Here is a 23,104-nt window from a genome sequence, read left to right as displayed (position 1 = left end):
CCGGCGCGCGGGTCGAACGCGCGCCGGGCCCCTTCCTGTTCCGGGATGGCTGGAGGCGGATCGGCCGGATCCGGACGGACACGCGCTGCCCCGGACCGGTGCGGTCAGGGGCGGCGGACCGTGCTGTCGGACCGTGCGGCCGGGTCAGGTGAAGCGGAGCGTGGACGCGATGGCGTCGGCCTCGCTGGGCAGGCGTCCGGCGCGGGCGGTGACGGTGACGACGCAGAGCCGGTCGGAGCCGATGACCTCGTACTGGCGGCCCTGCAGGTCGCCGTTGGCGGTGCGCAGCCGGTAGTCGGCGCGGACGCCCTGCTGACCGGCCATCGGCATGTCGGTGGTGGTCACGTTGGTCGCGCCGCCGCGGCTGAGCGCCGACTGGATGGCGGACTTGAGGGCGTCCGGCGTGATCCCGCCGGCGGACTGGCACAGCCCGTTGACGTTGGTGGCGTAGCCGTCCACGACCGACTTGGGGTCGAGCGCGTAGATCGCGTGCCGGGCCTGGAGGCTGGCGAGGCCCTGCTTGAGCGCGTTCTGGTCGGCGTCCTTGAGGCCGAGCCGGGAGAGGCCGTCCTCCAGGTCGCCGGGGGTGAGCGAGATCGGCGTCCACTGCGGCGGGACGGCGAGGGCGAGCTGGTTCTCGGGCCCGCCGATGGTCTTCCAGCCGGCCGGGGTCGGCGCGGGCGCGGCCGTCGGGGAGGACGGGTCGGACGGCGAGCCCGAGGCGGACGGGCCGGAGGCCGCGGGCGAGGCGGTGTCCGGACCGACCGGGTCCGCGCCCCCGTCGGAGCGGGAGTCGCCGAGGCAGCCGGACAGGGTCAGCGCCGCTCCCAGGGCGACGGCGACGGATGCGAGCGCGCGGCGTGCCATCTGCGGGGTCCTCTCTCCGGAATGGGGTGCTATGTCCAGACGCGATCCTCGCGTGCGGGGTTCGGGCTCTCAACTGTGGCCTGTATCACACGCCCGCAACGGTCGGACCGAAACCAATTACCTCCAGTCAACAGACCCTGATTGTGATATCTAAAAGGTGTGGACTACGACTACGTCATCGTCGGCGCGGGATCCGCCGGAGCGACTCTCGCCGCCCGCCTCTCCGAGGATTCCTCGGCCCGGGTCGCGCTGCTGGAGGCCGGAGGGACGGACCGCAAGCAGGAGGTCCACATTCCCGCCGCCTTCACCAGGCTGTTCAAGACGCCCCTCGACTGGGACTTTCGGACGGTCCCGCAACCGCGGCTGGAGGGCCGCGAGATCTACTGGCCGCGCGGCCGCATGCTCGGCGGCTCGTCGTCGATGAACGCCATGATGTGGGTGCGCGGCACCCGCGCCGACTACGACGGCTGGGACGTGCCGGGCTGGTCCTATGACGAGGTCCTGCCGTACTTCCGCCGGGCCGAGGGCCGCGTCGGCAGCAACACGGGCGGGGTCTACGGGACCGACGGCCCGCTCACGGTGTCCGAATTACGCGACCCGAACGTCACGACCCGCGCGTTCCTGCGAAGTTGCGAGGCGGCCGGGCTGAACCGGCTGACCGAGCTGAACGGCCCGGACTACGAGGGCTTCTCGATCGTCCCGGTGAGCCAGCGCCGGGGCCGCCGCTGGTCGACCGCCGACGCGTACCTGCGCCCGGCCCGGTGGCGGCGCAACCTGCACGTCATGACGCACGCGCACGTCCGGCGCGTCCTCATCGAGGACGGCCGGGCCGTCGGGGTGCTGCTCGTCAACGGGACCAGGGTGACCGCGCGGCGCGAGGTGGTGCTCAGCGCGGGCGCGATCGGCTCGCCGCACCTGCTCCTGCTGTCCGGCGTCGGCGACCCCGACCACCTGCGCGAACACGGCGTCGAGCCGGTCGCCGAACGCGCCCAGGTGGGCCGCCACCTGCAGGACCACCTGGCGGTCATGCTGCTGCGGCACTGCCCCGAGCCGGTCACCCTGGTCGGCGCGGGCGGCCGGGCGGACGTCGCGCGCTACCTGCTGCTGCGGCGCGGCCCGTTCACCTCGAACGTGGGGGAGGGGGTGCTGTACGCCCGCAGCGGCCCCGCGCAGCCCGCGCCCGACCTGGAGCTGGTGTTCGGGCCCGTGCCGCTCATCGGCGCCGGGCTCGTCGAGCCGACCGAGCACGGCGTGACGCTCGGGACCGTCCTGCTGCGGCCCGAGTCGTCCGGCCGGGTCTCGCTGGCGTCGGACGACCCGTCCGACGCGCCGCTGATCGACCCCGCGTACCTGTCGGCGCCCGGCGACCTGCCGCGCCTGGTCCAGGGGCTGCGGATGGCGGAGAAGCTGTTCGACACCCCGCCGCTGTCCCGGTACGCGACGCGTCCGATGCCCCCGCACCGGGACGGCGACGACGACGCGGCGCTGGAGGCGTACGTCCGCGCGCACGCCGAGACCCTGTTCCACCCGACCGGGACGTGCCGGATGGGCGCCGACGAGGACTCCGTCGTTGATCCCGACCTGCGCGTCCGGGGCGTCGAGGGGCTGCGGGTCGCGGACGCGTCCATCCTGCCGGAGATCATCCGCGGGCACACCCACGCCCCGGCCGTCATGATCGGGGAGCACGCGGCCGACATCATCCGCCGCGGGGGAACGGCCGACCGAGCCTGAGCGGAGCGGCGGACGGCTGGGCGGCGGACGGCGTGGAGTCGGTGGGCGGGGCGGCCCCGAAGCGGCGCCCCGCCCCCGGTCCTACAGCTTGGACCAGGCCTCCGTCAGGACGGCCCGCAGGATCTGCTCGATCTCGTCGAACTGCGCCTGGTCGCAGATCAGCGGCGGCGCGAGCTGGACGACCGGGTCGCCGCGGTCGTCGGCGCGGCAGTACAGGCCGTTCTCGAACAGCGCCTTGTCGAGGAAGCCGCGCAGCAGCCGCTCGGACTCCTCGGCGTCGAAGGTCGCCCTGGTCGCCTTGTCCTTGACCAGCTCGATGCCGAAGAAGTGGCCGTCGCCGCGGACGTCGCCGACGATCGGCAGGTCGAGCAGCTTCTCCAGGGTGGCGCGGAACGCGGCCTCGGTCCGGGAGACGTGGCCGAGCAGGTTCTCGCGCTCGAACAGGTCGAGGTTGGCGAGCGCGACGGCCGCCGACACCGGGTGCCCGCCGAAGGTGTAGCCGTGCGCGAACATGTTCGTCCCACGGGTGAACGGCTCGTACAGCCGGTCCGTCACGAGCATGCCGCCGAGCGGGGAGTAGCCCGAGGTCACGCCCTTGGCGAAGGTGATGATGTCCGGCTGGTAGTCGAACTTCTGCGAGCCGAACATGGTGCCGAGCCGTCCGAACGCGCAGATCACCTCGTCCGACACGAGCAGCACGTCGTGCCGGTCGCAGATCTCCCGGACGCGCTGGAAGTAGCCGGGCGGCGGCGGGAAGCAGCCGCCGGCGTTCTGCACGGGCTCCAGGAAGACGGCGGCGACGGTGTCGGGGCCCTCGAACTCGATGGCCTCCTCGATCCGGTCGGCGGCCCAGCGGCCGAAGGCCTCGGGGTCGTCGGCGTGCGCGGACGCGCGGTAGATGTTGGTGTTCGGCACCCGGAACCCGGACGGCACGAGCGGCTCGTAGGGTGCCTTGATGCCGGGCAGGCCGGTCAGCGACAGCGCGCCGTGCGGGGTGCCGTGGTAGGCGACGGCCCGGCTGATCACCTTGTGCTTGGTGGGCTTGCCGACCAGCTTGAAGTAGTGCTTGGCGAGCTTCCACGCGCTCTCCACGGCCTCGCCGCCGCCGCTGGTGAAGAAGACGCGGTTGAGGTCGCCGGGCGCGAGGTCGGCCAGCCGCGCGGCGAGCTCGACGGCCTTCGGGTGGGCGTAGGACCAGAGCGGGAAGAACGCCAGCTCGGCGGCCTGCTTGGCGGCGGCCTGGGCGAGCTCCTCGCGGCCGTGCCCGGCCTGCACGGTGAACAGCCCGGCGAGGCCGTCGAGGTAGCGGCGGCCGCGGTCGTCGAAGACGTACGCGCCCTCGCCCCGGACGATCATCGGGACCTCGGCCCCCGCCGCCACCGGGGCGTGCCGGGCGAAGTGCATCCACAGGTGGTCGCGGGCGGCCGACTGAAGCGACTCGGACGGGTGTGTCATCACTCTTCCTCGCAAAGCCGAGGATCTCTCGCTCTCTGCGAGCGATCCAGTTGTCCAGATGCTAACCAAGTACGAATTCCGATGTAAACAGGGCACTGGAATAACGAGATCCGTACATCCGCGTGAGTCTTCTCACGGTCGGATACCGTCGCCGCAGCGAAGCGAGCGCTTGGGAGGTTCCGATGGCGGACGTGAGCGGGGCGGACGGGAGCGATACGGGCGAGATCAAGGAGGGCGTGGTCGAGGCGAACGGGCTGGAGTTCGGCTACCTGGCGGCCGGGCCCGCCTCCGGTCCGCTCGCGCTGTGCCTGCACGGGTTCCCCGACTCGGCGCACACCTGGCGGCACCTGCTGCCCGAGCTGGCCGCCGCCGGCCACCGCGCGGTCGCGCCGTTCCTGCGCGGCTACGCGCCGACCGCGGTCCCGCCGGACGGCGCGTACCAGACGGGCGCGCTCGCGGCCGACGCGAACGCGCTGCACGAGGTGTTCGGCGGCGACGGCGACGCCGTCCTCATCGGCCACGACTGGGGGGCGATGGCCGCCTACGCCGCCTCGGCCTCGGCTCCCGGCCGCTGGCGGCGCGTCGTCACGCTGGCCGTCCCGCCGATGGGCGCGCTCCTCGAGACGTTCTTCGCCTACGAGCAGCTCAAGCGTTCGTTTTACATCTTCCTCATGCAGACGCCGCTGGCCGCGATGGCGATGACCGACGACTTCGTCGCCGGCCTGTGGAACGACTGGTCGCCCGGCTACGGCGGGGCCGAGGACGCCGCGCGCTTCATGCGGTGCATGGCGAGCCCCGCCCACATGGAGGCCGCCATCGGGTACTACCGCGCGATGCTCGACTCGTCCGGGCACCTGCCGCGGTACGCCGCCGAGCAGGAGGCGGCGGCGAAACGCGGGGAGCGGCCGACGCTCTACCTGCACGGGGCGTCCGACGGATGCCTGGGCGCGGACACCGTGTTCGGCGACCGCTCGGAGCTGCTCGCGCGCCTCCCGGCGGACTCGCGCGCCGAGCTGGTCCCGGACGCGGGCCACTTCCTGCACCTGGAGCGTCCGGACGAGGTGAACCGGCGCGTCCTCGACTGGATCGCCGTCCGCTGAGCCGCCGGGTGGTTGACACAAGCGCTTGCTCTGTGACGATGGGAGGGACGCGCGGAAGGCGGTGGCCATGGTCGGCCCGGACGGCGGAGGCCCGGTGAACACCGGGCCGACAGACGGAGACATCGACCTGTCGGACGTCGATCTGGGGCAGCTGGACTTCTGGTCCCGCCCGCTGGAGGAGCGGGCGGCGGCGTTCGCCGCGCTCCGGCGGCTGGACCGGCCGGTCCTGTTCCCCGAGCCCGAGATGCCGGGCATGGAGGCGCTCGGCTTCCGCCGCGGGGACGGCCACTACGCGCTGGTCAGGCACGCGGACGTCGTGGAGGCGAGCCGCCGTCCGGAGGTGTTCTGCTCCTCGCGCGGCACGATCGCGGGGACGCTCGACCCGCCGCCGGAGTTCATGGAGTACTTCGGCTCCATGATCACCATGGACGACCCGCGGCACGCCCGGCTGCGCCGGATCGTCTCGCGCGCGTTCACCGACCGGGTGATCGCCCGCGTCAGCGACGCGATCGACGCGGCGGCCGTCCGGATCATCGAGGACTTCCGGCCCAAGGGCGGCGGCGACTTCGTCACCGAGGTCGCCGGACGGCTGCCCCTGAAGATCATCTGCGACTTCATGGGCGTCCCGGAGGACCGGCACGAGCGCGTCTTCGAGCTGTCCAACCTGATCATCGGCTCGTTCGACCCCGAGTACGTCCCCGACCTCGCCGAGCTCGGGCCGAGCGTCCTCGCGGCGGGCGAGGAGCTGCGCCGGATGGTCCACGAGCTGGCCGCCGAGCGCGCCGAGCACCCCCGGGACGACCTGACCTCCGTGCTCGTCCGGGCCAGCGTGGACGGCGAGTCGCTCACCGACGCCGAGCTCGGCTCGTTCTTCATCCTGCTGATCGTCGCGGGCAACGAGACGACCCGGAACGCGATCGCGCACGGCCTCCACCTGCTCACCCGGCACCCCGACCAGCGCGGGCTGTGGACGTCGGACTTCGAGCGGCACGCGCCGACCGCCGTCGAGGAGATCGTCCGGTACGCGAGCCCGGTGTCGTTCATGCGCCGGACGGTCACGCGCGACTACGAGCTCGGCGGCCATGTCTTCCACGACGGCGACAAGGTGCTGATGTACTACTGCTCGGCGAACCGGGACGAGAGCGTCTTCGACGACCCCGACGCGTTCGACATCACCCGGACGCCGAACCCGCACCTGGGGTTCGGGGCGCCCGGCCCGCACTTCTGCCTCGGCGCGCACCTCGCCCGCCAGGAGATCACCGTGATGTTCCGCGAGCTCTTCCGCAGGCTGCCGGACATCCACGCCACGGCGCCCCCCGAACGGCTGACGTCGAACTTCGTCAACGGCATCAAACATCTGGAGTGCGCGTTTTAGACGTCTCCAAGCGGGAAGTCTGCACAACCTCGCTCTGAAGGGGTTCTGGTCGTTCCGCTATGGTCCAGTCAATGATGCACGAAACGCAGCAGCGGCCCGCCGAGACCGGCGGCCGGGCGGCGCGCGCGCACGCCGTCCGCAACAGTGTCGTGGAGTCCGCGACAGAGTTGTTCGCCACCGCCGGGTACCGCTCCACCGACCTCGCCACGATCGCGGCGCGGGCAGGAGTCGGAGAGCAGGACGTCCGGTCGGTGTTCGGATCGAAGAACGCCGTCCTCGCCGCGGCGCTCGAACGGGCCGTCGCCGGGGACGACCTGCCCGTCCCGACGCTGGAACGGGAGTGGGCGCTCGAGGCCCTCGCCGATCCCGACCCGCGCGGGCAGCTCCACCGCCAGGTGGCCGGGGTCGGCGACATGTACCTGCGCGCCGCGCCGCTGCTCGACGTGGTCCGAGGCGCCGCGCCCACCGATCCCGAGCTCGCCGAACTGTGGGAGACCAACGTCCGGCAGCGGCTGACCGTGCAGCTCGCCTTCGCGTGCGCCCTCGCCGGGAAGACGCCGCTGCGCGAGGAGCTCACGCCCGAGACCGCCGCCGACGTGGCCCTCGCGATCCTGTCGCCCGAGACCTACCACCTGCTGGTGGCCGAGCGGAAGTGGACGCACGAGGCGTGGCGGGCGTGGGCGACGGCCGACCTCACCCACATGCTCACCACCCTCTGAGCGCGGACGTCACCAGGGGAGCGGCCGGACGCCCTGGAAGAAGCCGCCGGACGGCCCGTCCTCGGGCAGCAGCGCGAGCGGTAGCACGAGGCGCGCCGCCTGCTCGGCCGTCTGGATGCCGGTGTGGGCGTTCAGATCGGTGGCCGTGTAGCCCGGGTTGGCCGCGTTCACCTTGATGCCGGCGCCGGCGAGTTCCTTCGCGTACGCGAGCGTGACCCCGTTCAGCGCGGTCTTGGACGAGTTGTAGGCCAGGAGGTTGACGGGGTAGTAGACGCTGTCCGGGTCGCTGAGCAGTGTGAGCGAGCCGAGTTCGCTCGACACGTTCACCACGCGCGCGGCGTCGGCGCGGCGCAGCAGCGGCAGCATCGCGTTCGTCACGGCCACCACGCCGAACACGTTGGTCTCGTACGTCGTGCGCAGCGCGGCGACGGACAGCTCGCTCGGCGCGACGCTCGCCTCGGCCGGTGCGATTCCGGCGTTGTTGACCAGGACGTCGAGCCGCCCGAACTCGGCTCCGATCCAGGCCGCCGCGTCCCGCGCGGTGTCCTCGTCGGTGACGTCCAGCCGGACGAACCGCGCGTCGATCCCCTCGCCGGCCAGCTCGGCCGCCGCCTTCTCGCCCCGCTCCGGGGCACGCGCGCCGACCAGGACGGTCATCCCCTCGCGTCCGAGCAGCCGTGCCGTCTCGAACCCGATGCCCTTGTTCGCCCCGGTGATGAGGGCGATCCGCTTGTCGCTCATGCCATCCACCTTGCTCGCGGCCGTCCTGGGCGAGGAAGGGCCGCGCGAGGCTGGGATCGGCAGTACCACGCACAGAACCTGGAACCACCCGAGAATGGACGCGTGGAGAAGGCCGAACTCGCGCAGTTCCTGCGCACCCGCCGCGCCCGGATCAGCCCGGAGGACGTCGGCCTGCCGCCCGGCCCGCGCCGCCGCACGCCCGGCCTGCGCCGCGAGGAGGTCGCGCGGCTGGCGGACATGTCGGTGGACTACTACATCCGGCTGGAGCAGGCGCGCGGTCCCCACCCCTCCCGGCAGGTCCTCGGCGCGCTGGCCCGCGCGCTGCGGCTGAGCGAGGACGAGCGCAGCCACCTCTTCCACCTGGCGGGCGAGCCCCCGGCGCCACCGCAGGGACCGCCGCAGGACGTCCCGCCCGGCATCGTCCACCTGCTGGAACGCCTGGACGACACGCCCGCGTACGTGCTGGACGCGGCCTACAACGTCCTGGCCTGGAACCCGATGGCCGCCGCGCTCATCACCGACTTCTCCGCGCTGCCGCCCCGCGACCGCAACCCGCTGCGCTGGTTCTTCCTCGTCCGGGAGTCCGAGCGGATCACCGAGGGCGACGAGTACTACGCCTTCGCCCGCTCCTCGGCCGCAGACCTCCGAGCAGCCCTCGGCCGCTACCCGAACGATCCGGGCATCAGGGCGCTGCTCAAGGAGCTGACGGACAACAGCGCGCTGTTCCGCCGCGTGTGGGCGGAGCACGATGTGGAAGTCCGGCGGAACACGACGAAGACGATGGTGCATCCGGTGGTCGGCGCGATGCGGCTGCACTGCGACGTCCTGGTCGTCCCGGAGAAGGACCAGAAGGTCGTCCTCTACACGGCGACGCCGGGCACCGAATCCCACGAGGCCCTGAAGCTGCTTTGCGTCATCGGAACCCAGAACCTGGAAGCGGAAGCGTCCCCCTGAGCGGCCCCAGCAGGGGCCGAGTTCCGCGGGTGGGCATGTCGGCTGCCTGGACGGGCGTTCTACGATCACGGGAGATAACGGGCGAAAGATCGAGGTGTGGCGTGATGTCCGAAAATGCGGACGACGTCGTCCTGGAGTACGAGACCGCGGGGCGTGTTCCGCTGCTGATCTTCTCGGGGGTGCTCGCCGCCGTCGGGGTCGTGGCCGCCTGCGTCGTCGTCTTCGGGATCGGCTGGAGCGACTACGCGGACTGGGCGACCGGGCCATGGCCGTCCCGCTACACCGACGTCCCCGGTGAGCGGCACACCGCCTACGCGTGGCTGCTGGCCTTCGGTCTCTTCCTCGGCGCGCTGGGGATCGCGGGGCTGGTCGCCTTCCGGTTCCCGGCGCCGCGCACGCGCGTGGACGCGGCCGGGCTGCACATGTACCGCCTCGGAAGGGAGCGTACGTTCGCCTGGTCGGAGATCAGTGACATCACCCTGAAGGAGAGTTCCGCGCGCGGCCGGAAAGTCCAGCGGCTCGCGGCCGGTCTGGGCTCGGGCAGGAGCGTCCTTCTGCCCGGCCTGGCCACCGACGACCTGCCCGCGACCGGGAACCCCGAGGAAGAGCTCCGGCGAATCCGCGACGACCTCCGGCGGCACGTCCAACGGACTTGACGGCGGCTGGATCGCTGCGCCCGTCTTGAGGAGTGCGTCCCCTCCGGGACGCACTCCTTTCGCTTCTCTGGTGGGAGCCGCACTTGGGCAGGGGACTGGTCTCGGCTGCGACCGGTCCTCGGATTCCTTGCTGCCTCGGTCACTGATGCGGGCTTGTTAGCCGAGGTAGAGGGGGAGCCTGGCGGGGAGTGCCTTCTTCTCCTCGTCGGTCGGGAGGCGGCGGCCGGTGCCCAGGAGGAGGGCGGACCTGTCCGAGAGCGAGGCGGGGAACGGGGCTCCGGCGATGCGTTCCAGGAGGGCGCGGGCGGCGGACATCGTCTCGGGTGGCGGTGGGGCGGCGTCCGGAGAGGCCGCGATCAGGTCGAGGTGATGCAGCGTCCCTTCGAGGACGTAGGCCGACAGATAGTCGGCGACCGTGAGGACCTTGCCCTTGGTGCGGACGCGCGCGGACGGGTCGGCGAGGCTGGCGGCGCGTCCGGCGGCGGTGCCGACGTCGTCGAGGTGGAACCTGAGCCAGCGCGGGTCGCCGTACGCGGCGGCGAGGCGGGGGACCAGGGCGTCGAGCGGGTCGTCTCCGGTCGGCGGGCCGTCCTGGACGTCCCAGTAGGTGGCCGCGTCGGCGGTCGGCTCGGTGTCGGCGGGCGTGACCAGGGTGATCAGGACGTCCTGCGCGTCGATGACCAGGTGGCAGACCAGGTCGCGGACGGACCAGCCGACGCATCCGGACGGACGCTCGAAGTCCTCGTCCGGAGTCTCGGCCACGGCCGTCAGGAGCGCCGTCCAGGAACGCGAGAAATGGTCCATCCGCCGCACGCTAGCCCCGGCGCGCGGGGCTCACAACGATCCGTCCGGAGCCAGGCGTGCAGGCCGAGGGACGTGACGAGGGCGCGCATCTCGTCGCGGTAGATGGTTGCCGGGTCGCGGATCAGCGGGTGCAGATGGCCGTAGCTCTCCAGGGCGACCAGGTCGGTCAGGGCGGTGCAGGCGCGCAGCTCGGCCGCCTTGCCGGGGGCGTCGGGGGGCTCCTGGTAGCCCGGGACGGGGCCGCCGTAGATGAGCCGGAAACCGGCGGGGTCGGCGACCGCCCACTCTTCGTCGCGATCGCCACGCGCTCGCCCCACCGGCTGGACGGACTGCACGCCGCTGGGTGGACGGCCGCCGCCGTCACCGTCGTCGGGGGTCTGATCGCCCTCGCGCTCACGTCCCCCCGCCCGCTCTCCGCCTCGGCGTCAACGGAACAGGCGCCTTCGCTCGAAAGAGCCGCCCAGTGACCGCCCCGGCGGCGACCACTGAATCCCGACCGCTGAACAACGACAGTTGAACAAGGACCATTGAACGGCGACCGTTGAACGACGACGGCGTCCCGGTCTCAGCCGAGGCCGGGACGCACGTCATGCGGAGTCGGGTCAGCGGACGCCGTACGCGCGGATCACGGTCTGGTCGACCACGCCGTCCACCTGCGTGCGCAGCGAGACGTAACCCGCCCGCGCCGGGTTGCGGTAGGCGGCCGTCCAGCCGGTGCCGCTCTTCACGACGGGGACGGACTGCCACGTCGTGCCGTCATCCGTGGACGTCCAGACCTTCGGGGTCGCGGACGTCGTCACGCCGTCCGGGGTGAGGCCGAGCGTCTGGAACGAGCCTGCGGCGGCCCGATTCGAGGCGTCCAGACCGGGCGCCTTGTAGCGGACGGCGCCGATCGGCAGCGTGGCCTTGGAGTCGGTGACCTTCACGTTCCAGGTGATGTGCTCCCGGGTCGCGAAGTCGGTCCAGGGAGCGGAGCGCTTCGCGTCCACCGTGAGGGTGTAGGACCCCGGCTTCGCCGGTTCCCAGCCGTTGAGGTAGCCGGGGACGCTGCTGGTCGCGACCACCGCGCCCGACGCGTCGGTCAGGGACGTCGTCCCCTGCGTCAACGAGAGCCCGCCGCCGCTGGTCTCGGCGTCCGCGCTGCTCACCAGGGGAATCTGGATGACGTTCTGGCCGTCGCCGTCGGGCGTGAACTCGCCCTGGCTCGGCCCGAACGGCGCCTGCCCCACCGTGCGCGTGTGGCGGCCGGGGCCGGAGAACCGCTCGTGGTGGAAGAGGAGGTCGTACTCGTCGAAGGCGCAGGACCGATCGGTGGCCTGGTCCACGTACCAGTCCACGCCCGGCGTGTAGTACTCGGTGCGCTCGGTGGGCAGCGCGCCTATCCGGTTGTAGAACCCGTACTGCGCGCTGGTCGTCCAGAGCGGCGAGAAGTGGGCGCCGGCGCAGCTCGCGCCGCCGGGGCTCGCGTACCTGGTGCGCACCTCGGCGAGGTCGGCGGTCCGGACGCGCACGCTCGGGTCCGCCGGGATGCCCTGCACGGACGAGCTGATGTTGTAGAGGTACGGGCTGCCCGTCTGCGCCCCGTCCTTGGTCAGCTGCGCGGCGACGTCGAGGTGCAGGTCGCCGCCTGGCGCTGCGGGCGTGGCGTAGAGGTCGTCGGCGGCCATGGTGGTGACCGCCTGGTAGTGGTCGCCGAGCCGCTGGGAGACGACCGCCGCGGTCACGCCGGCGGACGCGTCCGCCCGGTCGGCCGTGACCTTGATCGGACGGGCCGCGCGCCCGTCGAGGGTCAGCGCGGTGTCGGCCCCGACCTGGACCTTCGGGGCGTAGAGCAGGGTGACCGACTCCCGGCCGTCCGGCGCGGTGTCGTAGATCTTGCTGGACAGGACGTAGTCGCCGTCCGGCACGGGACCCTCCGCGTGGCCGTCCACGACGTCCAGGCCGAGCGGCATGTCCCCGTTCAGCGGCCAGACGTAGAGGCGGCTGTTGTGGTCGGTGGTGGTCGGCCTGCCGTCGCGGCCCAGGAGCTCCACCTTGAGGACGTGCTCTCCGGCCGCCGCGAGAGCGTGCGGACGGCGTGCCTTCGCCTCGCGGTCGGGCCCCTTCCGGACCAGGCCCCGCTGGAACCTGCCGGACGGTTCGGCCGCGGGTTTCGAGGGCGACGGCGGGGACGCCGGGGCCGCCGCGCTCGCGGGGAGCGTCGTCCCCGCGAGCAGGGCCGCCGTCGAGAGCGCCACCGCCGCCGTGAACATCGGTGCTGCCTTGAACGCCATGCGATTCCTCTCGTGGTGACGGCGGCGCTCGGTGCGCCGCCGTCACGAGAGGTTCGCCGGAGGTCCCGGCCGCTTTCCCGCGCGCTCCGCGGGAACCGCCGCTAGCGGAGTTCGCGCTTCAGGATCTTGCCGGTCGCGGTCATCGGCAGCTCCTCGCGGAACTCGACGATGCGCGGGTACTTGTAGTTCGCGAACTGCTCCTTGCCCCACGCGATCAGCTCGTCCTCGGTGAGGGACGAACCGGGCGTGCGGATCACGTACGCCTTGATCTCCTCGCCGTGCGAGTCGTGCGGGACGCCGACGACGGCCACCAGCGAGACGTCCGGGTGGGTCATCAGGACCTCTTCGAGCTCCCGCGGGTACACGTTGTACCCCCCGCGGATGATCATGTCCTTGGAGCGGTCGACGATGTAGTAGTAGCCGTCCTCGTCGCGGCGGGCGATGTCGCCGGTGCGGAACCAGCCGTCCCGGATCGCGGCCTCGGTCGCCTCCGGCCGGCCGTAGTAGCCCTTCATGACGTTGTGCCCGCGGACGGCCAGCTCGCCGGGGCCCTCGCCCTCGACGTCCTTCCAGTCGTCGGTGATCAGCTTGATCTCGACGCCCCAGATCGGCAGGCCGATCGATCCGGGCTTGGCCGGACGGTCCGGGCGGTTGAACGAGGCGACCGGCGAGGTCTCCGAGAGCCCGTAGCCCTCCAGGATCTGGACGCCGAACTTCTCCCGGAAGCCCTTCAGCACCTCCATGGGCAGCGCCGCGCCGCCGGACACCGCGACGTTCAGGTTCTCCTTGATCACGGCGATGTCCTCGGCGGACGTCTCGTGCGTGAGCAGCCCCCAGTACATCGTCGGGACGCCCGCGAAGAAGTTCACCTTCTCCTTGACCATCAGCTTGATCGCCTCGTCCGCGTCGAACCGGGCCTGCATGACCATCGTCGCGCGGCGGTAGAGGCTGACGTTCATCACGCAGCTCTGCCCGAAGATGTGGAACAGCGGCAGCGTGACGAGCGTGGTGTCGTGCGGGCTCCGCGCGAACAGCGTGTCGTCGATCATCGCGTTGGTCAGCAGGTTGCTGTGCGACAGCTCCGCGCCCTTGGGCTGGCCGGTCGTCCCGCTGGTGTAGATGATCACGGCGGTGTCGGTCGGCTCGGTCGGCTGCGGCTCGAACTCCCCGGGCAGGCCCGCCAGGGCCGCCCAGAACAGCTCCGCGCCCTCGATCGGCGACTCGGTCGCGGCCGGGTTCGCGGGCAGCAGGAAGAAGTGCTCGCAGTTCGCGGCCCGCTCGAACCCGGCGTGCCCGGTCTCGCCGAGCGGCAGCTGCGGGGTGCCCTCGAAGCAGAAGAACGCCTTGGCGTCCGAGTCGGTGAGGTGGTAGGCGATCTCGCGCGGCTTGAGCAGCACGTTCAGCGGGACGACGACCGCGCCCGCCTTGAGCGCCCCGAAGTAGACCATCGGGAAGTACGGGAGGTTCGGCGAGGAGAGCGCGATCTTGTCGCCCGGCCCGATCCCGCGGGCGCGCAGCAGGTTCGCCACCTGGTTCGCGACCGTGTCCAGGAACTTGTAGGAGAGCCGGAGGTCGCCGAAGACCAGGGCGTCGCGGTCGGGGGTCTCGCGGGCGGCGTCCTCCAGCAGGACGGACAGGTTGTACATCGCACTCCTCGCGCCGGTCACCAGGGAGTTATTACTGACGAGTTTATGCAGTTTTGCCCACATCCTGGCCCATGGGTGGCGTGGTGCGCCAGCCCCTGACGTGGGCTTTCTCCGGACGGAACCCGAGGGCGCCGGTTTCTGGGGGATGTGTCGCGGTTCGTCGCTACCATGGCGGCGACGCGACCGGAGGGCCGCGCGACCGGCAGCACGCGGCGGGCGCCGCGACCCGGACGCCGGTGGCCCTGGACGCGGCGGGATCCGAGACGGGGCCACCAGGGCCGCGACCGGCGGGCCCGCGACAGAGGGGACGTGCCACGTGCTGATCATCTTCGGTTTCCGGGTCGTGTACTTCACGCTCGCCCGGGGCGTGTTCCACTGCCCCGACTGCGGCGGCGACCGCGAGTTCCGGCGCCGGCAGGGCCGCAACTTCTTCACCCTGTTCTTCATCCCGGTGCTGCCGCTGAACCGGACCGGCCCCGAGATCGTCGAGTGCGACACCTGCCACGGCCGCTGGACGACCGCCGTGCTCGCCGTCCCGACCAGCGCCCAGCTCTCGGCGATGCCGGGGATCCTGCTGCGGATGGCCGTCGTCCAGGTGCTGCGCTCCGGGGACGTCTCCTACCCCGGGGCCCGCGAGCGCGCGGTCGAGGTCGTCCGGCAGGCGGGCGCGGAGTACGACACCGCCGCGCTGGACGCCGACCTCGGCCGCTCCTTCGACGACATCCGGGTCGAGATGGCCCGGTCCGCCGACACCCTCGCGCCCGAGGCCAGGGAGAACATCCTGCGCGCCGCCGCCGAGATCGCCCTGCTGGACGGCCCGCTGACGTTCTCCGAGGAGGAGACCCTGAACGCCGTGGGGGCCGACCTGGCGCTCACCCGCGTCCAGATCGCGGGCGTCCTCTCCCTCGCCCGCGAGTCGTCCGGGCACTGACCCGCTCCGACGCCCGACGGGACCGCCCGCCGCCCCCCAGGGACGGCGGGCGGTCCCGTTCCGGCGCCCGGGCCCGCGGCCACGGTTCGGTGTCCGGGGCGGGTCCGGTGTGCCGGTTCGCGGTTGCTCAGCCGAAGTTGACGTCCGAGCACTGGTAGAAGGCGTTGCCGGTGTCGGCGATGTCCCAGACCGCCAGGATCATGTGGCGTCCGTGCTTGGCCGGGAGCGTCCCGGTGTGCGCGACGGAGTAGGGCGGGATCCTGCCGCCGTAGTTGACCTGCAGGAACGGCGTCAGGTCGAGCTGGGCGCGGGTGAGCGGCTGTGTCGGGTTCCAGCCGTCCCGAGTGACGAAGTAGCGGAACGAGGTCGTGGCGTGCGCGGCGGTCAGCTTCCACGTGAAGGTGAAGGACGCCCCGGACGTGAGCGACGTGGCGGGCCAGGCGCCGCCGCGCGGGTCGTCCAGCGGGGCCCAGCGGGAGTCCCCGGCGGCGCAGATCGTTCCGTCGGCGGGACCCGCGGCCGGGAAGCCCTTGGGACCCTCGGTGCTCTGCGGCTCCCACTGGATCGGGCCGCAGTTCCGGACGGTGCCCTGCTGGCAGAGCAGCGCCCGGCTGGGCGGGGCGGTGGTGTAGCCGTGCGCGAGGGCGGGCGCGGCGCTGAGCAGCGGCAGGCCGGCGCCGGCGACGGCGGCGATCACGAGCGCGGACTTCCTGGGCGCGAACGTGCGCAGTGGGGGCATACGCGTCTCCTCGGCGGGGGAGTCCCGGGGGCGGGCTCCGGAGCGGTACGTGGCCGGGGCCGCCTCGGCGGCCCTTATTGATAAGAAACCTTCCAGTCGGATGCGTCAACCCCCGCCCGGCCCGGCCGATGGACTCCCAGGCGGGGCGCTCGGGGCGCGGGCGGGAGGGTTCTCGCGCCGCGCCGAGAGGGCCGACCCGGCTTCGGGACGCGCCCGGTCCGCTCTCCGAGAGGGCCGGTCTGGTCTCCGAAGGCGGCCGGTCTGGTCCCAGAGAGGGCCGTCCGCCCCGTCCGCCATGATCGCTTCGGCCGTGGCGCGCCGCGTCCGCCAGGAGCGAGGTCGGCGCGGACGCGGGCTCGGCACGGCCGGAAGCGGCCAGCGGACCGGATCCGGATCTCCAGGTCGCCGCCGTTCCCGGACGCGCCGCGCGCCGGGCCTCCCGGACGGGGCCCACGGCCCGGACGGGACCCGCGTCATCGCGGAGACCGCGGGCCTTGCCCCTGCGATACTCTTGGGGTATGCGAGCCAGGCTGCTCCTTGGACCGCCGCGCTGACGCGACAGACGTCGGCGCGGCGACCCCTCCTGTGCGAGGGGTCTTTGCATGTTCCGGGGCCCTCACGGCACGGAACCCCATTCCAGGGCAGTCGGACCATCCCGTTTCAGAAGGACCGGAGTAGCGACCGTGAGCAGCGACGAGCAGTACGACCCCCGGGCGGTTCAGGACACGTGGCAGGCCCGGTGGGCCGAACTCCTGCCGTTCGCCGCCGCCGAGGAGGACGACGGCCGCGAGCGTCGCTACGCGCTGGACATGTTCCCCTACCCGTCCGGCGACCTGCACATGGGCCACGCCGAGGCGTTCGCCATCGGCGACGTCCCGGCGCGCTACTGGTTCCAGAAGGGCTTCAACGTCCTGCACCCCATCGGCTGGGACTCCTTCGGCCTGCCCGCCGAGAACGCCGCGATCAAGCGCGACTCGCACCCGGCCGAGTGGACCTACGCCAACATCGAGACGCAGGCCGGGTCGTTCCACCGGTACGCGCCGTCCTTCGACTGGACCCGGCGGCTGCACACCTCGGACCCCGAGTACTACCGCTGGACGCAGTGGCTGTTCCTGCGCTTCCACGAGCGCGGGCTGGCCTACCGCAAGGGCGGCCAGGTCAACTGGTGCCCGAACGACCAGACCGTGCTGGCCAACGAGCAGGTCGTCGGCGGCCACTGCGAGCGCTGCGGCGCGCTGGTCGAGAAGCGCGTGCTGACCCAGTGGTACTTCAAGATCACCGACTACGCCGACCGGCTGCTGGACGACATGGAGCAGCTGGAGGGCCACTGGCCCGACCGCGTCCTGCTGATGCAGCGCAACTGGATCGGCCGCTCCACCGGCGCCGACGTCGACTTCGTCATCGAGGGCCGGGACGAGCCGGTCACCGTCTACACCACCCGTCCCGACACGCTGTACGGCGCGACGTTCATGGTCGTCGCCGCCGACGCCGCGCTGGCCGAGGAGATCGTCGCGCCCGAGCAGCGCGCCGCCTTCGAGGCGTACCGCGACGAGGTCTCGCGCGAGAGCGAGATCGAGCGGCTGTCCACCGAGCGCGAGAAGACCGGCGTGTTCCTGGGCCGGTACGCGGTCAACCCGGTGAACGGCGAGCGCATCCCGGTCTGGGCCGCCGACTACGTGCTGGCCGACTACGGGCACGGCGCGATCATGGCCGTCCCCGCGCACGACCAGCGCGACCTGGACTTCGCGCTGAAGTTCGGCCTGCCGGTGCGCGTCGTCGTCGAGACCGGCGAGGCCGACCCGGCCGAGACCGGCGTCGCCACGGCGGGCGACGGCCGCATCGTCAACTCCGGCCCGATCGACGGGCTGACCAAGGCCGACGGCATCGCGAAGATCATCGAGGTGCTGGAGGAGCGCGGCACCGGCAAGGCGTCGGTGAACTTCCGGCTGCGCGACTGGCTGGTCTCCCGGCAGCGGTTCTGGGGCTGCCCGATCCCGATCGTCCACTGCGCGTCGTGCGGCGAGGTCCCCGTCCCCGACGACCAGCTGCCCGTCGTCCTGCCGGACAACCTGCGCGGCGCCGACCTGGCGCCCAAGGGCGAGTCCCCGCTGGCGTCCGCGCACGACTGGGTGAACGTGTCCTGCCCCAAGTGCGGCGGCGACGCCCGGCGCGACACCGACACCATGGACACCTTCGTCGACTCGTCCTGGTACTACTTCCGCTACTGCTCGCCGCGGTACACCGAGGGGCCGTTCGACGTCGAGGCCGTCCGGAAGTGGATGCCGGTCGACCAGTACACCGGCGGTGTCGAGCACGCCATCCTGCACCTGCTGTACAGCCGGTTCTTCACCAAGGTCCTGTACGACATGGGCATGGTGGACTTCACCGAGCCGTTCCGCCGCCTGATGAACCAGGGCCAGGTCATCCTGAACGGCGCGGGCATGTCCAAGTCCACCGGCAACCTGGTCGACCTCGGCGAGCAGATCGACGAGTTCGGGGTGGACGTCGTCCGGCTGGCGATGCTGTTCTCCGGCCCGCCGGAGGACGACATCGACTGGGCGGACGTCTCCCCGCACGGCATGCTGAAGTTCCTGGGCCGCGTCCACCGGATCGCGGCCGAGGTCGCCTCCGAGCCGGGCGCCGACCCGGCGAAGGGCGACGCCGCGCTGCGCCGCGTCACGCACCGGACCATCGACGAGGTCACCTCGCTGGTCGAGGCGGGCCGGTTCAACGTCGCGATCGCGCGGATCATGGAGCTGGTGTCGGCGGCGCGGCGCGCCATCGACTCCGGCCCCGGCGCGGCCGACCCGGCCGTCCGCGAGGCCGCCGAGACCATCGCGGTCACGCTGTCGCTGTTCGCGCCCTACACCGCCGAGGAGGCGTGGTCGGTGCTGCGCCGGCCGGCCCCGGTGATCCGGGCGGGCTGGCCGGAGGCCGACCCGGCGCTGCTGGTCGAGGAGTCGGTGACCTGCGTCGTGCAGGTCGCGGGCAAGGTCCGCGACCGGCTGGACGTGCCGCCCGCCATCGCGGCCGACGAGCTGGAGCGGCTGGCCCTGGCCTCGCCCAAGGTGCGGGACGCCCTGGGCGGCGCCGACGTCGCCAAGGTGATCGTGCGCGCGCCGAAGATCGTCAACATCGTGCCGAAGCGCTGACGCCGGTTTCGTCCCGTCTCTCCCGGAGATCACGTACCCCTGCGGTCGATCTCCGGGAGAGCTTGTGGGCGAGTTGTTGGCGTTGGCGGCGGCGGTCGGTTTCGGCACCACCCACTTCCTGAGCGGCCTGCTGTCCCGCCGCGTGGACGCGACGGCGGTGGCGTTCGTGGCCCAACTGGGCGGCACCCTCGCCGCCCTCCTCGCCGCGCCCTGGTTCGCCGCGCCGCACGTCACGTCCGGCGACCTGGCCTGGGGCGTGCTCTCCGGTGTCGGCACGGGCGTCGGCGTGACGTTCCTCTACCGGGCGCTGGGGGAGGGCGATTTCAGCGTCGTCGTCCCGTTGAGCGACGTTGCGGCCGTGGCGCTGCCCGTCCTGGCGGGCGTCCTGCTGCTGTCGGAACGTCCGGGCCTGGCCGCCTGGCTGGGCATGGCCGCCGCGCTCCCGGCCCTGTACCTGGTGGCGCGTCCCGCATCCGGGCACGGCGCCGACACGCACGCGGGGAAGCGGGACCGTGGACGCGGCGGAGCGTCGCGCCCATGGACGAGGTTGGGCGGCTCGGTCGGCACGCGGGACGCGCTCGTGGCGGGGGTGGCGTTCGCGGTCCAGTTCATCGCCCTCGCGCGGACGGGTGGCGACGCCGGGCTGTGGCCGCTGGTCGCGTCACGGGTGGCGTCCGTCGTGGCCATCCTGCCGATGGCGTCCACGATGTGGCGCGAACCCGAGGAGCCCGAGCGGCAACGCGTCCTCGCGTCGCAGCCCGTCTGGGACGTGGACGGGTCCGGGAGCAAGTGCTGGAAGCCGGGCCGGAGGACGCGGGGTGTCGCCCGTGTGCGCATGAGCCCGGCCCTTGCGGCGGGGGCGCTGGGCACGGGGGTGCTCGGCACGGTCGCGATGACGCTGTACCTTCTCGCGACCCGCGAGCAGCTCATGACGCTCGCCGTCGTGCTGACCGCGCTCTATCCGGTCATCCCGGTCGTCCTGGGCCTCGGCGTCCTCCGCGAACGCGTCGGGCGCGCCCAGGTCGCCGGCCTCGGCCTGGCCGCCGCGGCCATAGCCCTCATCAGCCTCGGCTGACCCCCGCCTCGCGCCAACCACACCGCGTGCACGCGTTGGTGGGACTGGGCCGGACGGCCAGATGCGCGTCCGCTCGGCAGGCCGTCCCGGGGGAGCCGGGGACGGGGAGGCTGCCGAGCGGACGCGCACCGGAGGACTGGCGGGCGCCGGCCGAGGTCACATCTTGCGCAGGACGGCGACGACCCGGCCGAGGACGCTGGCCTCGTCGCCGGGGATCGGCTCGTAGGCGGAGTTGGCGGGCATGAGCCAGATGTGCCCGTCGCGGCGCTTGAAGGTCTTCACCGTGGCCTCGCCGTCGATCATGGCGGCGACGATGTCGCCCTGCTCGGCGACGGGCTGCTGCCGGACGACGACCCAGTCGCCGTCGGCGATCGCGGCCTCGATCATCGAGTCACCGGAGACCTTCAGCAGGAAGTGCGTGCCCTCGCCGACGAGCTGCTTGGGCAGGGCGAACACGTCCTCGACGGCCTCCTCGGCGAGGATCGGGCCACCGGCGGCGATCCGTCCGACCAGGGGGACGTAGGCGGGCGCGGTGCGGCCGTGGGAGTCGACGACGCCGTTCGGGGCCTCGAAGTTCTCGTCCTCGGTGCGGACCGGCGTGCTGCCCGGCACCCGCACCTCCACGGCGCGCGGACGGTTCGGGTCGCGGCGCAGGTAGCCCTTGCGCTGCAGCGCCCGCAGCTGGTGCGACACGCTGGAGGTGCTGGTCAGGCCGACCGCCTCGCCGATCTCGCGCATCGACGGCGGGTAGCCGCGCCGGGTCACCGAGTCGCGGATGACCTCCAGCACCATGCGCTGGCGCTGGGTCAGGCCGCTCTCGTCGCTGGGACCGTCGGGCAGCTCCCGGACCTTGCTGCTCATCGCTCGTTCGCCTCCCGGCGCGTCGCTTCGTCACTCCTCGTCACGGCACGATATCGCGGATCGGCTTAATGATCAAACAATTGTTCGAAGATGGTCCTCGATTTTCACCCCGTGGTGCGCTACAACATCGTACATGCGTTCGATCGAAAACATTTTCGATCAGAGATGACGGGCGGTGCACGACGAAGGGGGGCCGACATGGCGGCGCAAATGCCCCGTGGGGGGCGCGAGCCGGGGGAACCGGTTTCACGACGGCATAAATCGGAGCGCGTGCGGGGGCACCTGCGCCTTGTCCCGCCACTGGAGGAGCCGGACGCGCCACCGTCCCGCGAGCCCGGCCGGACGCTTTCCGGCGGGCCGATCCGCCGACCGCGCCCGTCCGACAAGAGTGTCGCGCGGCTGACCTCTGATTCCCGGATGCGCCGCGCCGGAGAAGGTGCGCGACCGGGCGGCCCCGCGCTCGCGCCCGCCGACGACACGCCGCCCTCGAAGCGCTCCGAAGTCGCGCGCCCCCGGCGGCAGGAGGTCGTTGCCCAGCATCCGAGGCCCGGAGCCGGTCCGAGCGCAGGCGGGCGCGAGCGGCGACACGCCGGGCCGTCCGGCTCGCGGGGGAGGGTCCGTCAAGGTGCGGGCGGCGGGCGGCAGGCCGGGGCCGAAGCTCGTCCGGCTCGTCCGGCTCGGCGGTCTCGCGCGGGCGCGTACGCGGAGACACGGTCCGGAGCGGCCGTCGCGGTGCGCGGGGCCGGGAGCGGCGCGCGTGTCGAGCGGCGGCCCGGTCGGGCCCGGGCGCACGGGAATGTCCGAGGTGGGCGTCGCGACGTCCGTGTGGCTCGGGCGGACGGACGTGGCGGCGGGGTGCGGCTGACGCGGCGCGGGCGTGTCGTGGTGGTCGTGATCGCGGCGGCGATCGTGCTGTTCGCGCTGTGGGGCGCGGGGGCGCTGGCGGCGCGGGCCGGCAGTGGAGATCATCGGGATCATCCGGTTCCGGACGGACGTAAGGTTGTCCCGGTCGTCGTCCGGTCCGGGGACACCCTGTGGGGGATCGCCGGGCGCGCCGACCCGGCGGCGGATCCGCGCCGCGAGGTGGCGCGCATCCAGGAGCTGAACGGGCTCCCTGAGGGCGCGCTCGTCCAGCCCGGACAGCGGCTCCGCGTGCCCGTGCCCTGACGCCCCGGAACGCGGTTCGCCGGCGGCTCGGCGGCGCCGTCGCGGCGGCCTCGACGGTTACCCCGCCGAGCGCGACCCAAACCGCGTTCGTGCAGGTGGCAGGGGGTTTTCCGGTGACGGAAGGTGACCGGGCGGACGCGACACGCCGAGCGTGACGCCGGGAGCCCCGATGTGACCAGGGTCTACGCGCGAGGCCCCCGTCCCAGGTTGCGCAGCAGTCCCCCGCGCTCTACGGTTGACCACAACATCTAGTAGTTACACGGACGTCATTAACCACAAGTTGTGTCTTGTGCGGGCGGTTCCGTGGACGTGGCTTGACCGTCGGGAGAGGGAGACACGCGTGCACTGCCCGTTCTGCCGCAACCCCGACACCAAGGTGATCGACAGCCGTTCCACCGACGACGGGGCCGCCATCCGGCGCCGCCGCTCGTGCCCGGAGTGCGGCAAGCGGTTCACCACCCAGGAGAACGTCCTGCTCATGGTGGCCAAGCGCAGCGGGGTCACCGAGCCGTTCTCCCGTGACAAGATCGTCGCCGGGGTGCGCCGGGCCTGCCAGGGCCGTCCGGTCGACGAGGACGCGCTGGCCAAGCTCGGCCAGCGGGTCGAGGAGGCGCTGCGCGCGACCGGATCGGCCGAGATCCCCTCGCACGAGGTGGGCCTGGCGATCCTGGGGCCGCTCGGCGAGCTCGACGAGGTCGCCTACCTGCGGTTCGCCTCGGTGTACCGGGGTTTCGAGTCGCTGGACGACTTCGCGCGCGAGATCGAGGTCCTGCGCCGGGCCGCCGGCGGCCCGGAGTCCGGCCAGGCCGGACCGGGCGAGCCCGGCGGGCCGGGTCGGCGGGGACCGGGCGCGGGGGG

At 72.6% G+C, this 23,104-nt stretch carries 20 protein-coding genes; 11 read left to right on the top strand and 9 right to left on the bottom strand.

Annotated features, from left to right (window positions below):
- Positions 1-144 precede the first annotated feature (144 nt).
- On the bottom strand, positions 145-867 hold the full coding sequence (locus tag DZF91_RS21055) for a hypothetical protein (protein ID WP_117359170.1): 723 nt from the start codon (positions 865-867) through the stop codon (positions 145-147).
- A 159-nt stretch (positions 868-1,026) separates the two neighbouring features.
- Here DZF91_RS21055 and DZF91_RS21050 point away from each other — a divergent pair, with 159 nt between their 5' ends.
- Positions 1,027-2,598: a GMC family oxidoreductase gene (locus DZF91_RS21050; protein ID WP_117359169.1), complete on the top strand. Its 1,572-nt coding sequence runs from the start codon at positions 1,027-1,029 to the stop codon at positions 2,596-2,598.
- 81 nt (positions 2,599-2,679) lie between these two features.
- Here DZF91_RS21050 and DZF91_RS21045 read toward each other — a convergent pair whose 3' ends face one another.
- Positions 2,680-4,053 (bottom strand): aspartate aminotransferase family protein, encoded by a 1,374-nt coding sequence (locus DZF91_RS21045; RefSeq protein ID WP_117359168.1) that lies wholly within the window; start codon positions 4,051-4,053, stop codon positions 2,680-2,682.
- A gap of 182 nt (positions 4,054-4,235) precedes the next feature.
- On the opposite strand from DZF91_RS21045, the gene DZF91_RS21040 reads away from it, so the two are divergent.
- The 3 genes from DZF91_RS21040 to DZF91_RS21030 all read left to right on the top strand — a co-directional run bounded on the left by DZF91_RS21040 (position 4,236) and on the right by DZF91_RS21030 (position 7,247).
- Complete coding sequence (locus tag DZF91_RS21040) at positions 4,236-5,153, top strand: alpha/beta fold hydrolase (RefSeq protein ID WP_117359167.1); 918 nt, start codon at positions 4,236-4,238, stop codon at positions 5,151-5,153.
- 67 nt (positions 5,154-5,220) lie between these two features.
- A complete protein-coding gene (locus DZF91_RS21035) occupies positions 5,221-6,528 on the top strand; it encodes a cytochrome P450 (RefSeq protein WP_117359166.1) in 1,308 nt (435 codons plus the stop codon).
- A 71-nt stretch (positions 6,529-6,599) separates the two neighbouring features.
- Positions 6,600-7,247, top strand: a complete 648-nt coding sequence (locus DZF91_RS21030) for a TetR/AcrR family transcriptional regulator (RefSeq protein WP_235834453.1) — start codon at positions 6,600-6,602, stop codon at positions 7,245-7,247.
- A gap of 9 nt (positions 7,248-7,256) precedes the next feature.
- Here DZF91_RS21030 and DZF91_RS21025 read toward each other — a convergent pair whose 3' ends face one another.
- On the bottom strand, positions 7,257-7,988 hold the full coding sequence (locus DZF91_RS21025) for an SDR family oxidoreductase (RefSeq protein WP_117359164.1): 732 nt from the start codon (positions 7,986-7,988) through the stop codon (positions 7,257-7,259).
- Between the two features lie 102 nt (positions 7,989-8,090).
- Between DZF91_RS21025 and DZF91_RS21020 the strand changes: the two genes are divergently transcribed.
- Complete coding sequence (locus DZF91_RS21020) at positions 8,091-8,942, top strand: helix-turn-helix transcriptional regulator (RefSeq protein WP_117359163.1); 852 nt, start codon at positions 8,091-8,093, stop codon at positions 8,940-8,942.
- A 104-nt stretch (positions 8,943-9,046) separates the two neighbouring features.
- Positions 9,047-9,598 carry a PH domain-containing protein gene (locus tag DZF91_RS21015; protein WP_158587996.1) on the top strand — a complete coding sequence of 184 codons (552 nt, stop codon included), beginning with the start codon at positions 9,047-9,049 and terminating at the stop codon, positions 9,596-9,598.
- Positions 9,599-9,754: 156 nt separating this feature from the next.
- Here the strand turns inward: DZF91_RS21015 and DZF91_RS21010 are convergent, their stop codons facing one another.
- The 4 genes from DZF91_RS21010 to DZF91_RS20995 all read right to left on the bottom strand — a co-directional run bounded on the left by DZF91_RS21010 (position 9,755) and on the right by DZF91_RS20995 (position 14,321).
- Positions 9,755-10,402 carry a maleylpyruvate isomerase N-terminal domain-containing protein gene (locus tag DZF91_RS21010; protein ID WP_117359171.1) on the bottom strand — a complete coding sequence of 216 codons (648 nt, stop codon included), beginning with the start codon at positions 10,400-10,402 and terminating at the stop codon, positions 9,755-9,757.
- A complete protein-coding gene (locus DZF91_RS39950; RefSeq protein WP_199486769.1) occupies positions 10,366-10,719 on the bottom strand; it encodes a TetR-like C-terminal domain-containing protein in 354 nt (117 codons plus the stop codon). The genes DZF91_RS21010 and DZF91_RS39950 overlap by 37 nt, the downstream gene beginning before the upstream one ends.
- A 285-nt stretch (positions 10,720-11,004) precedes the next feature.
- Complete coding sequence (locus DZF91_RS21000) at positions 11,005-12,675, bottom strand: hypothetical protein (protein WP_117359160.1); 1,671 nt, start codon at positions 12,673-12,675, stop codon at positions 11,005-11,007.
- Positions 12,676-12,776: 101 nt separating this feature from the next.
- On the bottom strand, positions 12,777-14,321 hold the full coding sequence (locus tag DZF91_RS20995; RefSeq protein WP_117359159.1) for a long-chain-fatty-acid--CoA ligase: 1,545 nt from the start codon (positions 14,319-14,321) through the stop codon (positions 12,777-12,779).
- A 316-nt stretch (positions 14,322-14,637) separates the two neighbouring features.
- Between DZF91_RS20995 and DZF91_RS20990 the strand changes: the two genes are divergently transcribed.
- Positions 14,638-15,252 (top strand): zinc ribbon domain-containing protein, encoded by a 615-nt coding sequence (locus tag DZF91_RS20990; RefSeq protein WP_117359158.1) that lies wholly within the window; start codon positions 14,638-14,640, stop codon positions 15,250-15,252.
- A 127-nt stretch (positions 15,253-15,379) separates the two neighbouring features.
- Here the strand turns inward: DZF91_RS20990 and DZF91_RS20985 are convergent, their stop codons facing one another.
- Complete coding sequence (locus tag DZF91_RS20985) at positions 15,380-15,991, bottom strand: lytic polysaccharide monooxygenase auxiliary activity family 9 protein (protein ID WP_117359157.1); 612 nt, start codon at positions 15,989-15,991, stop codon at positions 15,380-15,382.
- A gap of 683 nt (positions 15,992-16,674) precedes the next feature.
- Between DZF91_RS20985 and leuS the strand changes: the two genes are divergently transcribed.
- Positions 16,675-19,143 (top strand): leucine--tRNA ligase, encoded by a 2,469-nt coding sequence (gene leuS / locus DZF91_RS20980; protein ID WP_235834452.1) that lies wholly within the window; start codon positions 16,675-16,677, stop codon positions 19,141-19,143.
- A gap of 64 nt (positions 19,144-19,207) precedes the next feature.
- Positions 19,208-20,218 (top strand): EamA family transporter, encoded by a 1,011-nt coding sequence (locus tag DZF91_RS20975; RefSeq protein WP_117359155.1) that lies wholly within the window; start codon positions 19,208-19,210, stop codon positions 20,216-20,218.
- Between the two features lie 156 nt (positions 20,219-20,374).
- Here the strand turns inward: DZF91_RS20975 and lexA are convergent, their stop codons facing one another.
- Positions 20,375-21,079, bottom strand: coding sequence for a transcriptional repressor LexA (lexA, locus tag DZF91_RS20970; protein WP_117359154.1), 705 nt, complete (start codon positions 21,077-21,079; stop codon positions 20,375-20,377).
- 855 nt (positions 21,080-21,934) lie between these two features.
- Here lexA and DZF91_RS39945 point away from each other — a divergent pair.
- Together DZF91_RS39945 and nrdR are read left to right on the top strand one after the other, a co-directional pair.
- Positions 21,935-22,246 carry a LysM peptidoglycan-binding domain-containing protein gene (locus DZF91_RS39945; RefSeq protein WP_158587994.1) on the top strand — a complete coding sequence of 104 codons (312 nt, stop codon included), beginning with the start codon at positions 21,935-21,937 and terminating at the stop codon, positions 22,244-22,246.
- A gap of 340 nt (positions 22,247-22,586) precedes the next feature.
- On the top strand, positions 22,587-23,104 hold a 518-nt coding region (gene nrdR / locus DZF91_RS20960; RefSeq protein ID WP_235834451.1), incomplete at its 3' end, for a transcriptional regulator NrdR.

Source organism: Actinomadura logoneensis (assembly GCF_003428695.1).
In the GTDB taxonomy this organism is placed as follows: Bacteria; Actinomycetota; Actinomycetes; order Streptosporangiales; family Streptosporangiaceae; genus Spirillospora; species Spirillospora logoneensis.
This window is presented reverse-complemented; position numbering and strand designations above follow the sequence as displayed.